Source organism: uncultured Lutibacter sp. (assembly GCF_937891065.1).
GTDB lineage: Bacteria > Bacteroidota > Bacteroidia > Flavobacteriales > Flavobacteriaceae > Lutibacter.
Window position 1 is genome coordinate 1 of record NZ_CALAEQ010000241.1, and the last position, 12872, is coordinate 12872.

Sequence of the window (12872 nt, forward strand, 5' to 3'; positions counted from 1 at the left end):
AAGAAAATATTGAAGCTATAATTAGAGCTGTATTTTCTCAAGAAAAACAATTTGATATTTTAGTTGTAGATGACAGTTCGCCTGATGGAACTTCAGAAATTGTGATAAACCTTAAAAGTGAATTTTCTAATTTATTTTTAGAAGTTAGAAAAGAAAAAACCGGACTTGGTGCCGCTTATATTCACGGGTTTAAATGGGCACTAGCAAAAAATTACGATTATATTATAGAAATGGATGCAGATTTTTCGCATAATCCAAAAGATTTAATACATTTATATAATGCTTGCGCTATTGACGGAGCTGATTTTTCAATAGGATCAAGATATTTAAATAACAAAATTAACGTAGTTAACTGGGATATTAAACGATTACTTTTATCCTATTTTGCCTCAAAGTACGTTAAAATTATAACGCAAATCCCAATTTTTGACACTACTGCAGGTTTTGTATGCTATAAAAGTACTGTGTTAAAAAAAATAGATTTAGATAAAATTAAGTTTGTTGGTTATGCATTTCAAATTGAAATGAAATTTAAAGCTTGGAAACTAAAATTTAAACATAAAGAGGTTTCTATTGTTTTTACCGATAGAAAAAAAGGAACATCAAAAATGAGTGGAGGTATAATTTCAGAAGCGGTTTTTGGAGTTATTAAAATGAGACTTCAAGGATTACCAAAATAAAAAGAAAAAGAAGAATATGAGTTTGACACTTATTAAAAATGCCAAAATTGTTAACGAAGGAGAAATAATTGAAGGCGATGTTTTAATTGATGGGGAATATATTATTGATATAGACTCTTCAATTAGTTCAAAATCTGCAGATACAACTGTTATTGATGCCGAAGGAAAATATTTAATCCCAGGCGCTATAGATGATCAAGTGCATTTTAGAGAGCCTGGCTTAACACATAAAGCAACTATTGAAAGTGAAAGTAAAGCTGCTATTGCTGGTGGTATAACTTCATTTATAGAAATGCCAAATACAGTTCCACAAGCTACCACTCAAAAATTATTGGAGGTTAAATTTGATATTGCGGCAAATAGTTCTTACGCAAACTATTCATTTATGTTTGGTGGTACCAATGATAATTTAGAAGAATTATTAAAAACTAATCCAAAAAATGTTGCTGGTATTAAATTGTTTTTGGGTTCTTCAACAGGTGATATGTTGGTTGATAATGAAAAAGTTTTAGAAAAAATATTTTCTTCAACCAAAATGCTTATCGCAGTACATTGTGAAGACGAAACTACTATAAAAAAGAATTTAGATACCTACTTAAAAGAATATGGTGAAGATATTCCTATAGAATTACATTCAAAAATTAGAAGTGAAGAAGCTTGCTATATTTCATCATCTAAAGCTATTGCGCTTGCAAAAAAAACCGGAGCTCGTTTACACGTATTTCATTTATCAACAGCTAAAGAAACCGAACTGTTTTCAAATAAATTACCTGTAGAACAAAAGCAAATTACTGCTGAAGTTTGTGTGCATCACTTATGGTTTGATGAAAGTGACTACAAAACCAAAGGAACACTCATAAAATGGAATCCAGCAATAAAAACTGAGAAAGATAAAGAAGGTCTTTGGAAAGCGCTGTTAAATGATAAAATTGATGTTATTGCTTCTGACCATGCGCCACATACTTTAGAAGAAAAAAAACAAGTTTATACCAAAGCTCCAAGTGGTGGTCCTTTAGTACAACATGCTTTACCTGCTTTATTACAAGCTCACAGACAAGGTAAAATTTCAATTGAAAAAATAGTAGAGAAAATGTGTCATAATCCTGCTAAAATATTCAAAATTGAAAAAAGAGGTTTTATTAAAATAGGGTATTACGCTGATTTAGTTTTAGTAGATATTTCCTCACCTTGGACAGTGACTAAAAAGAATATTTTATACAAATGCGGTTGGTCTCCATTTGAAGGCACTACATTTTATTCGAAAATTACACATACTTTTGTGAACGGGCATTTAGCTTATCATAATGGCATATTTCATAATACAATAAAAGGAAAACGACTACTGTTTAATAGAACAAATGAATAAATTTATTTACATACTTATTTTAACTGTTTTTTGTGGTGCTTGTACTAGTAATACAATCATTAAAAAACCTGAAAATTTAATTCCTAAAGAACAAATGGTCGATTTATTGACCGATATTTTTATTGCAAATGGTGGTGATAATATTAAAAACCTAAACCTTCAGCGCAGTACAAATTATTTTCCATTTGTTTTTGAGAAATATCAAATTGATACAATTAGATTCAGAGAAAGCAATTATTACTACACTTCAAGAATTGATGATTATGATGAAATACTTGAAAAAGTTGATAAACGCCTAAAAGCATTAAAAGAACAATATGATACTGAAATTAAATTAATGGACTCTCTTGAACTTGCAAAAAAAGACTCTATAAAAACCGTTAAAAATGCTCTTTATAATAAACCACGAAAAACAGATAGCTTAAAAAAAAGGTAATTGTTTTAGTTTATAAAGACTTATTATTTGTCTATTTTTCAATAATACTTTGATTTCTCTTCTCTATTTTTTGTGCAATTCACAAACATTCTTTATTGTTTCTGAAATAGGTTCAAATTTATAATTAAGCGCTTTTATTATTTTCTCAGAAGAATAATACTGTTTATTATGTATAGATTTTGAAGACTGTTTTGTTAACATTGGTGGTCTCCCAGTTAAAACAGTTTTAATTTTTTCTAATCGCCAACCTATAGCGCTCATTAATTTTGTAACTTTTATAGAAGGTCGTTTTTTATTAAATTCATCGGCTATTTTAAAAAACACCTCTTTAAAACTTATATTTTCAGAAATTAAAATATAACGCTCATTTTTCAGTTCACTACTCATTAATAAAATCATTGATTTTACAACATCATTTACAGAAACAAAGCCTGTAATTCCTTCAGAATAGAATGGCAATCCACTTTTAATTTTTGAAAATATATTTCCTGAACCGTTATGCCAAAAACCAGCACCTAAAATTACTCCAGGATTTACAATTACAACCTCTACACCTTCTTGTGATGCTCTCCAAACTTCCATTTCTGCACCATATTTTGAAATAGCATACCCGTAATTATTGGTTTCTGGATTCCATTCGCAATCTTCATCAATAATTTTACTTTTTACAGATTTTTCAATGGTTGCAATAGAGCTTACAAAACATAATTTTTTAACTTTCTCAGCAATACAAAGATTTACAATATTTGAAGTGCCTTCAATATTAATTTTTCTCATTTCCTTATAATCTTTCGGATTAAAAGAAACTAATGCTGCTGAATGGTAAACTTCTGTAACATTTTCAAAAGCTTCTTCTAACAAACAAACATCTGTTATATCTGCTTCAACCCATTCAATTTTTTGAAAAATTGCTTCAAAATCGTTAGAATAATAACTAAAAACATTTTTTACAGCAAGTAAATCACTTTTTGCTCTATGAATTGCTTTCACATTATCATTTTCTAATAAAAGATGATACAATAAATGTGCACCCACTAACCCTGTTCCTCCTGTTACTAAAATCATAAAACGAAAGTATAAAAAATGTTTGGGTATTTTACAATGCATACCATTTAAAAAACTACAATGTAAACATCGTAACTAACAACTAAAATTTTATCTTTGCTGAAATTAAAAATTTTGAAGATGAATTTTGTTGAAGAACTACGTTGGCGAGGCATGTTACACGATATGATGCCCGAAACTGAAGAATACTTATTGAAAAATAAAACTACTGGTTATATTGGATTTGATCCAACAGCCGATTCTTTACATATTGGAAGCTTAGTGCCAATTATTATATTAATGCATTTCCAAAAAGCAGGTCACAATCCAATTGCTTTAGTTGGTGGAGCTACAGGAATGGTTGGTGATCCTTCGGGAAAATCTGACGAACGTAATTTATTAGATGAAGAAACTTTAAATAAAAATATAATTGGTGTTAAAGGTCAATTAGCTCGTTTTTTAGATTTTAATAGCACTACTGAAAATGCAGCTAAATTGGTTAATAATTACGATTGGATGAAAGGTATTTCATTAATTGAATTTGTGCGTGATGTAGGTAAACACATTACTGTGAACTATATGATGGCGAAAGACTCTGTTAAAAAACGAATAGATTCAGATTCACAAACTGGTATGAGTTTCACAGAATTTACGTATCAATTATTTCAAGGTTACGATTTTTATCATTTATACAAAGAAAATGACTGTAAACTTCAAATGGGAGGTTCAGATCAATGGGGAAATATTACCACAGGAACTGAATTAATTAGAAGAAAAGCACAAGGAAAGGCATATGCATTAACTTGTAAATTAATTACCAAAGCTGACGGAACAAAATTTGGAAAAACTGCTGGTGGAAATGTTTGGTTAGATGCAGACAGAACTTCGCCTTATAAATATTACCAATATTGGTTAAATTCATCAGATGAAGATGCAGAAAGCTATATTAAAATATTTACTTTTTTAGATAAAGAAACTATTGAAACTTTAATTGCAGAGCATAAACAAGCACCACATTTACGCTTATTACAAAAGAAAATTGGAGAAGAAGTAACTACAATGACTCACGGGGTTGATGCTTATGAAAACGCCATAAAAGCATCAAACATTTTATTTGGAAACTCAACTGCTGACGATTTAAAAAGTTTAAATGAACAAACATTTTTAGATGTTTTTGATGGTGTTCCACAAGCTGAAATTGAGCGTTCTGTTATTGAAAACGGATTAGAAATTGTACCTGCTTTTTCAGATACAGGATTTTTAAAATCGAATGGAGAAGTAAGAAGAGCTTTAAGTGAAAACTCAATTTCCGTTAATAAGGAAAAAGTAAAAGACGATTTTGTGATTACTACAAATGATTTAATTGCTGATAAATTTGTGTTATTACAACGTGGTAAAAAAAGCTATTTTTTATTGAAAGTAGTATAACTAATTATTTTCACATATAATTTTTAAAAAGGCTACTTCAACAGTAGTCTTTTTTCGTCATGCTGAAATAAATTCAAGGAGACTTACATTTATTACAATACCATTAAATTACAACCTCTTATATCTGAATCATCAAAACGGCCTAAAACTTCAAACATTCCATTTTTATAAGTTTTCCCTAAATCTTGTGTTGCTATAAACGAACACGAGTTGATATTCGCCAAATCAATTACATTAATCCCGCCCGATTTTCCTTCTGGTAAAATAGTTAACGCATCTTCAGTATCTCGTGTTAAGATTTTCATCCAAGGTGGACATTCAAAAATTCCATTCCCTTTAGAATATCCCTGACTCAATAATTCCGTCATTCCATATTCCGAATGAATTTTTTCAACTCCAAAACCATTACATAAAACTTGGTGTAATTCTTCTCTAATTAATTCCTTTCTTCTCCCTTTCATTCCTCCAGTTTCCATGATTATGGTGTTTTTCAACTTAAAATTGAACGTTTCAATCAAATCTAATAAGGCAAATGAAACTCCAATAAGTAGTACTTTTTCACCTTTTTTATCTAGTTCAATTAAATTTTTGTGTAATTCTTCTAAATTATTTAGGTAAAATCCGCTTTTAGGTTTGTTAGATTTTTCAATAAAATCATTTACCATATAAATTAGGGAAGACCCATCACGTTCTAAATAAGAAGGTAACAATGCTAAAACTGTATAATCTTCAATTGGTCCATAAAAATTTTCAAATCCTTTTGTGAAACTTTTTTCATAAAGAGATAAATCTGTAACAAAATGCTTACTTTGAGTGTTTCCTGTAGTTCCACTGCTTAAAAAAACACGCTGAACTGGCTCTTTTGAAGAAATAATTTGGTGTGATTTAAAAAATTGAATTGGTAAAAAAGGAATTTGGTAAATGCTTTTAACACTCTTGACATCAACCTTTAATAAATTTAAAAAATCCCTATAAATAGGACAATTTTCAGCTTGAAATTGAAATATTTCTAGCGTAATTTTTTCAAAATCATGGTTCGTATTTATATCAAAAATGTTATTTATTTTCATAAATTTTGGGAAACAACACAAAAGTAATGTAAATTTACGCAACCTATAATCTTTATAGGTATCTTATTAATAATTAAAACAATTGCTTTTGAGTTTAAACGAGCTCGTAAAACAATGTGCTAAGAACGACCGAAAGGCACAAGAAGAAATTTACCAACTTTTTTCTGGTAAGTTGTTTTCTATATGCTTAAAGTATTCTAAAAATAAACATGAGGCTCAAGATAATTTTCAAGATGGTTTTATTACCATTTTCAATAAAATTGGGCAGTTTAAATTTAAAGGATCTTTTGAAGGTTGGTTAAAGCGTGTAATGGTGAACACCATTCTTTTAAAATATAGACAAAAGAACGTGTTAAACCTAGTTACTGAAGAGATACCAGATGAAGTGATTGTTGACATTGATGATGATGAAATTTCTTTAGATTTTTTATTAAATCTAATACAAGAATTACCGGACAGATACAGAATGGTTTTTAACCTATATGTTTTGGATGGATTTTCTCACAAAGAAATTTCTAAAATGTTGCAAATTGCAGAAGGCACATCAAAATCAAATTTAGCCCGAGCAAGAGCCATTTTAAAACGAAAAATCGAAAAACATCAAGAAAGTCAACAATCTATTTAAGATTATAAAAATACTAGTGAGAGATTTAAAAAATATTGATAGACTATTCCAAGAGAATTTAAAAGACTTTGAGGTTTCCCCACCAAATAGAGCGTGGAATGCTATTGAAAAACAATTAGCAAAACCTTCAAAAAAACGTCACACACCTATTTGGGTTAAAATTTCAAGTATAGCAGCACTATTTGCTTTACTTTTTAGTGTTGGCACAATTTATTTGTTACCCACATCTAATTTAAGTAAAAATTTTCTTCCTAAGAAAAATAAACTACCTAAAGTAATAGATACTAAAGACAGTGTAATAAACACAACTTTAGCAACAACAAAAACTACCAAAACTAAAATTGATTCGGCTATTGAATTAGAGAACAATAATGGCTTTGCCAATTTAAATACTGTTTCTGATAAAAACAGTGAAGATTCTTCTGAAAAAACATCAGAAATTGAAAAAGCGTCAAGCATTTATTACTTAGCTGATGCCGCAAATTTACCTTTGAAAAAAAATACTGATGCTAAAGTGAATACTAAAGATTTTTTAAATGGGAAACTTACTGTAGCTACTATATTTGCACCTATTTACATTAATTCATTTGGTGAAGGATCTGGTGTTGACTCTCAATTTAAAGATAATTCAACTTCTGGAAATTCATCGTATTCTTATGGTGTAAAAGTTGCTTACAAACTTAACAATAAATTTAGCGTACAATCAGGTATAAACCTTATTAATTTAGGTTATACAACTGATGGTATTTATGTGACTCCTGGAGTTGCTGTTATTGGTTTTTCTAATTTATCTAATAACCCATTTTTAGCTAAAAGCGAAAATAATACATCAAAAGCAATAGATAATTCAGGAAGTTTAAATCAAGTTTTTGGTTATGTAGAAATTCCTGTTGAAGTAAAATATAATGTTATAAATGGAAAATTAGGTTTAAATGTAGTTGGTGGGTTTAGTACACTTCTATTAAATAGAGATGAAGTTTTTATTGAAACCAATAACTTTTCTCAAAGTTTAGGATCTTCAAACAATTTAAGATCTGTAAACTTTAGTGGAAATATTGGATTGGATGTAGATTATTCTATTCATAAAAATCTATTTATTAATATATCTCCAATGTTTAAAGTTCAAACAAACACCTTTTCTAAAAACTCTGGTAGTATTCAACCATATTACTTAGGGGTTTATACAGGTTTAAATTATAAGTTTTAGTTGGTTTATTATTTGGTTGGTTACCAAATATTGAATGAAGAAAGCCGTTTCAGATTTGAAGCGGCTTTTCTTTTTAAAACATATATTATTTGTAATTTTGCTTAAATTAACTAAAAAATCAAATCCAAACTATGGAAATTATGACAATTGAAAAAACAATTGAAAACGCACTGAATAAATTAGGTGTAAAGGATTTAAACCAAGGAACTTCAACAGGTTCAAATTTCTTTGGAAATGGAGAAATTCTTGAGTCGTTTTCTCCAGTAGATGGAAAATTAATTGGAAAAGTAACTTCAACAACAAAAGAAGATTTTGAAAAAGTAATGGAGACTGCCCAAAGTGCTTTTAAAACTTGGAGGTTAAAACCAGCACCGCTACGTGGTGAAATTGTTCGTCAGTTTGGTGAAAAATTGCGTGAATTAAAACAACCGTTAGGTGAATTAGTTTCGTATGAAATGGGAAAATCGTTACAAGAAGGTTTGGGTGAAGTACAAGAAATGATAGATATTTGTGACTTTGCAGTTGGATTATCACGTCAATTAAACGGTGCTACATTGCACTCTGAACGACCTGGACATAGAATGTACGATCAATACCATCCACTTGGAATTGTAGGGATTATTTCTGCATTTAATTTCCCTGTAGCTGTTTGGGCTTGGAATACTGCTTTAGCTTGGATTGCTGGTGATGTTTGTATTTGGAAAGCTTCAGAAAAAGCTCCTTTATGCAGTATTGCTTGTCAAAATATTATTGCTGGAGTTTTAAAAGAAAATAATTTACCTGAAGGTATTTCGTGTATTGTAAATGGCGATTATAAAGTAGGTGAATATATGACTACAGATAAACGAATTCCGTTAATTTCGGCAACTGGATCTATTAGAATGGGTAAAATTGTTGCTAAAACTGTAGCGGAACGACTAGGAAGAAGCTTACTAGAATTAGGGGGAAACAATGCCATTATTGTAACGCCAGATGCAGATATAAAAATGACTATTATTGGTGCCGTTTTTGGCGCTGTAGGAACAGCTGGTCAACGTTGCACATCTACTCGTAGGTTAATTATTCACGAATCTATGTATGATAAAGTAAAAGATGCATTAGTTGCTGCCTATAAACAATTAAGTATTGGAAATCCTTTAGATGAAAATAATCACGTTGGACCGCTAATTGATAAAGAAGCCGTAAAAATGTATGAAAATGCATTACAAAAAGTAGTTGCCGAAGGTGGTAATTTAATAGTTGAAGGTGGAGTTTTAAGTGGTAAAGGTTATGAAAGTGGTTGTTATGTTAAACCTGCAATTGCTGAAGCTAAAAATCACTTCGAAATTGTGCAAAATGAAACCTTTGCTCCTGTTTTATATTTATTAAAATATAGTGGTGATGTTTATAATGCTATTGAAATTCAAAATGGTGTTGTGCAAGGTTTATCTTCTGCAATTATGACTAATAATTTACGTGAAGCTGAAGCTTTCTTATCACAAGCAGGTTCAGACTGTGGTATTGCAAACATAAATATTGGAACTTCTGGAGCTGAAATTGGTGGTGCATTTGGTGGTGAAAAAGAAACTGGTGGCGGAAGAGAATCTGGTTCTGATGCTTGGAAAGTATATATGAGACGCCAAACAAATACGATAAACTATACTACAGAGCTTCCTTTAGCACAAGGTATAAAATTTGATTTGTAGTAATTAAAATAGATCTATAAAAAAGGCGCTCCAAAAATGGAGCGCCTTTTTATTTTAAGATTAATTTCTACCTCTTTTAAGTAAAGGAAAAAACAATTATAAAATTGTGATTATTTCTGAAAAACAAACGAAATTAGTCTTGGAATTCCTTTTTCATCTTCCTTGTCAAATTGCTCGTCAATTTCTATAATTTTAAAATTATTTTTTTTCGCAATTGTTAAATATTCAGAAATATGATGTGTATAAACTTCTAACACTTCAGTTCCTTGCTCTGATTCATATCTAGCTTTGCTACCGCTATATTGTTTAAATGGGTGCAATTCATTGATAAAAAATATTCCGTTTGGTTTTAATTTTGAATAAGCCTGTTTAAAAATAACATCTAAATCTTTAATATGCTCAAGTGTTAAACTAGAAGTTATTAAATCTACAAACTCATTATCCACCTTCCAAGGTTGTGATAAATCGGCTTTTATAAATGTTACTTTAGGGTTATTTATCTTTTCTTTTGCTTTATTCAACATTTCTTGAGAGAAATCTAATCCAATAATTTTTTTAGCTTTCTCTAAAAGCCACAAAGTGTTTTTCCCTGTTCCGCATCCTAACTCTAAAACAGTTTCAAATTTATATTTTGAGAGTATATTTATAGTTGATATTCCATCTAAATCTCTTGTTTTATTCTGGTTACTATCATATTGTTCCGCCCACAAATTATACGCTTTCTCTATGCTCATTTTTACTGATTTTTAACTTTTCTTAAAATCCTAACGGCTTCTTTATATTTTATATATGCTGACTTATCTTCCAATTCTCTTAAAATATTTTTAATTTCTTCTAATTTTAATCTTGCATCTTTAAAATCATTTAAAGCACAAATTAAATAATTAGTTGGTATTTCTTGTAAATCTATCAATTCAATTGCTGTTAAAGGCAATTGCTTTTTTAATTTTTTTAAAATAGCGTTACAATTGTTAAAAACATGATGCAACACTGTTTTATCAAATTGAGGTGGTTGAAAAACCAATTCACTTACAATATCATGTTTTCCATTGTCCTTAAAATGAATGACTGTTTTTTCAAACGGATAATAATCAAATTCATCTTTAATTCTTAAATAAACATATTCAGTAATAATAAACGACCTATGATTGTATTCTATTTTAACTTCGTCTAATGCTGAATAAAATAAACGCACTTGCTCATTCACCAATTCTATATCAACACGAGAGTAAAACGTTTTAACGCCTACTTTCTTTTTCTTACCAGCCCAACACAGTACAAATTGCTCATTAAAAACTTTATACGTTGGGTGATAAGCTGACTTATGTCTATTCATAAAATCAAAAACACCATCTAGTGTTAATTCAATATTATTACTTGCGTTTATTTCTATTGCTTCAACAATTGCTTGATTGGTATTTTTTAATTCAAATTTTCCTAAAGTAGACATTGAATTGCTTCCTCTTCTGAAGAAAATTCTTCCTCTCACATATTTCCAAATGGGTTTGCTTAAAAATGTAACTTTATTATTAGGATGAATAGTTACTAAACCCACAACTTTATGTCTTGGCAATCTTGGAAAAGGAATATTTTCATATTTAATTTGTGGAGGGTTTTCAAAATAGGAATTTACCAAATTTTGAATTTTACTATCATCAAAAAAATCAACTCCTTCAATTATATTAGATTCATCTTCAACACCAATTACAATAAATGAATTGTTTTCAGGATTTGAATTTGATAATGCACAAACGTGTTTTAAAAATTTAGCTTTCCCTTCATTTGTATCTAATGAAATTTTACGTTTTTTATCGAAAAAACTATTCTCATCATTATGAGCCAGTAAATTTTTTATTAATAAACGCTTGTTAATCATTTTAAAATCTTATTCCTTATTTAAAATTGTGGCACTTGCTTGTGCCGTTGGGTATACCACTAAATCTTCAATATTAACGTGATAAGGTCGCGTTACAACAAAGTAAATGATATCGGCAATATCTTCAGCTTGTAATGCTTTAAACCCTTTATATACATTTTTAGCTTTATCTGTATCTCCTTTAAACCGTACCTCAGAAAATTCAGTCTCTACGGCTCCTGGATGAATTGCTGAAACTCTAATATTGTGTTTGTTTAAATCTATTCGCATGCCTTTATTTAAAGCGTTTACAGCATACTTTGAAGCGCAATACACATTTCCATTCGGATATACTTCTTTACCCGCAATAGAGCCTATATTTACTACAAAGCCATTGTTTCTGTTAACCATTTGTGGAAGAATTGCTTTTGAAACGTACAACAAACCTTTTACATTAATATCTAACATTGCGTCCCAATCGTCTAAATTTCCATCTTGAATAGTGCTTAAACCATGAGCATTTCCTGCATTATTTATTAAAATATCAATTTTTTGAAATTCCTTTGGAAGCGATTCAATAGCGTTAAAAACTTCGTCTTTTTTACTTACATCAAATTGTAAAGTGGTTACGTCGGTTATTTTACTAAGCTCTTCTTTTAATTGAATTAATCGTTCGCTACGTCTTCCACAAAGAATTAACCGAATGTTGTTTTTTGCAAAAAGCTGTGCGGTTGCTTTTCCTATTCCTGAAGTTGCTCCTGTAATAAAAGCTGTTTTTTGATTCATGTTTTCTAATTTAAAAAAAATAAAGATACAAAAAAACCACTCCTTGGCAGGAGCGGTTCTTGTTCAATTGGTTATTAAAATAACCAATCAAAAATCAACTAACCAAACTTTATTTTAAATTTCTTCTAATTTTAGTTTCTCTTATTACTTTAGTTCGTTTTCTACCTTCATTCCTTACAGTTTCTTTCGTCGAACTTGATTTTAAATATTGAATGTATCTTCTTCCAGTAAATTCATATGTTGTTCCAGAATCTATATGATACAAACTAATCTTACTATCATTGATAACGGTCAACTCAAACTCTTCATTGCCCCAAGAATCATAATCTAATGTTAAAATTTTTAGATTGTCATATCCTTGTACATTTGCTACTGAATAACCTCCAACATAGTCCCAAAATATATTATCAATATTTGTGCCAATCTCATCTTGTGACGAGTAAAATGTAGTAATGTTTTCAGGAGTAAAACTTAAAAAATTCTCATTATCAAATTCGTTTAATTCTCCGGCATTACTAGTATATGTTTTTTTCCAAACATTATATTCTTGTAAGAAATATTCGATATTATCATAAAATATTTGATCATAATCGAAATTATATTTTTGATAACCCTCTAAATAATAACTTACATTATTATAATTATCTTTTAATTTTAATCTATTACTAGATAATTCAATAACGTCAAAAT

Annotated in this window: 12 protein-coding genes and 1 pseudogene; 7 read left to right on the forward strand and 6 right to left on the reverse strand. The window is 29.4% G+C overall.

Annotation, left to right across the window (positions count from 1 at the left end; translation table 11 throughout):
- The 3 genes from Q0352_RS13100 to Q0352_RS13110 form a co-directional block, all read left to right on the forward strand.
- Window positions 1-680: polyprenol monophosphomannose synthase (locus tag Q0352_RS13100; RefSeq protein ID WP_299528170.1), on the forward strand; the 680-nt coding region annotated here is incomplete at its 5' end.
- Between the two features lie 16 nt (window positions 681-696).
- Window positions 697-2046: a dihydroorotase gene (locus tag Q0352_RS13105; protein WP_299528171.1), complete on the forward strand. Its 1350-nt coding sequence runs from the start codon at window positions 697-699 to the stop codon at window positions 2044-2046.
- Complete coding sequence (locus Q0352_RS13110; RefSeq protein WP_299528172.1) at window positions 2039-2482, forward strand: DUF4296 domain-containing protein; 444 nt, start codon at window positions 2039-2041, stop codon at window positions 2480-2482. Before Q0352_RS13105 ends, Q0352_RS13110 begins: the two co-directional genes overlap by 8 nt.
- Before the next feature lie 63 nt (window positions 2483-2545).
- Here Q0352_RS13110 and Q0352_RS13115 read toward each other — a convergent pair whose 3' ends face one another.
- Entirely contained in the window at window positions 2546-3547 is a 1002-nt protein-coding gene (locus tag Q0352_RS13115) for an SDR family oxidoreductase (protein WP_299528173.1), read from the reverse strand.
- A 114-nt stretch (window positions 3548-3661) separates the two neighbouring features.
- Here Q0352_RS13115 and tyrS point away from each other — a divergent pair, with 114 nt between their 5' ends.
- The gene (tyrS, locus tag Q0352_RS13120; protein ID WP_299528174.1) at window positions 3662-4954 is read left to right on the forward strand and encodes a tyrosine--tRNA ligase; all 1293 of its coding nucleotides are present in this window, start codon (window positions 3662-3664) and stop codon (window positions 4952-4954) included.
- Window positions 4955-5046: 92 nt separating this feature from the next.
- Here tyrS and Q0352_RS13125 read toward each other — a convergent pair whose 3' ends face one another.
- Window positions 5047-6024, reverse strand: a complete 978-nt coding sequence (locus Q0352_RS13125; protein WP_299528175.1) for an acyl transferase — start codon at window positions 6022-6024, stop codon at window positions 5047-5049.
- Between the two features lie 88 nt (window positions 6025-6112).
- Between Q0352_RS13125 and Q0352_RS13130 the strand changes: the two genes are divergently transcribed.
- The 3 genes from Q0352_RS13130 to Q0352_RS13140 all read left to right on the forward strand — a co-directional run bounded on the left by Q0352_RS13130 (window position 6113) and on the right by Q0352_RS13140 (window position 9541).
- On the forward strand, window positions 6113-6649 hold the full coding sequence (locus Q0352_RS13130; protein ID WP_299528177.1) for an RNA polymerase sigma factor: 537 nt from the start codon (window positions 6113-6115) through the stop codon (window positions 6647-6649).
- A gap of 16 nt (window positions 6650-6665) precedes the next feature.
- Complete coding sequence (locus tag Q0352_RS13135) at window positions 6666-7856, forward strand: hypothetical protein (protein WP_299528179.1); 1191 nt, start codon at window positions 6666-6668, stop codon at window positions 7854-7856.
- A 131-nt stretch (window positions 7857-7987) separates the two neighbouring features.
- On the forward strand, window positions 7988-9541 hold the full coding sequence (locus Q0352_RS13140; protein WP_299528181.1) for an aldehyde dehydrogenase family protein: 1554 nt from the start codon (window positions 7988-7990) through the stop codon (window positions 9539-9541).
- Between the two features lie 110 nt (window positions 9542-9651).
- On the opposite strand, the gene Q0352_RS13145 is transcribed toward Q0352_RS13140, so the two are convergent.
- The 4 genes and pseudogenes from Q0352_RS13145 to Q0352_RS13160 form a co-directional block, all read right to left on the reverse strand.
- Window positions 9652-10275: a class I SAM-dependent methyltransferase gene (locus Q0352_RS13145; protein WP_299528183.1), complete on the reverse strand. Its 624-nt coding sequence runs from the start codon at window positions 10273-10275 to the stop codon at window positions 9652-9654.
- A 2-nt stretch (window positions 10276-10277) separates the two neighbouring features.
- Window positions 10278-11417, reverse strand: coding sequence for an ATP-binding protein (locus Q0352_RS13150; protein WP_299528185.1), 1140 nt, complete (start codon window positions 11415-11417; stop codon window positions 10278-10280).
- Window positions 11418-11426: 9 nt separating this feature from the next.
- On the reverse strand, window positions 11427-12182 hold the full coding sequence (locus Q0352_RS13155; protein WP_299528186.1) for an SDR family NAD(P)-dependent oxidoreductase: 756 nt from the start codon (window positions 12180-12182) through the stop codon (window positions 11427-11429).
- A gap of 109 nt (window positions 12183-12291) precedes the next feature.
- Window positions 12292-12872 (reverse strand): annotated as a pseudogene (locus Q0352_RS13160) (hypothetical protein); the annotation flags it as partial.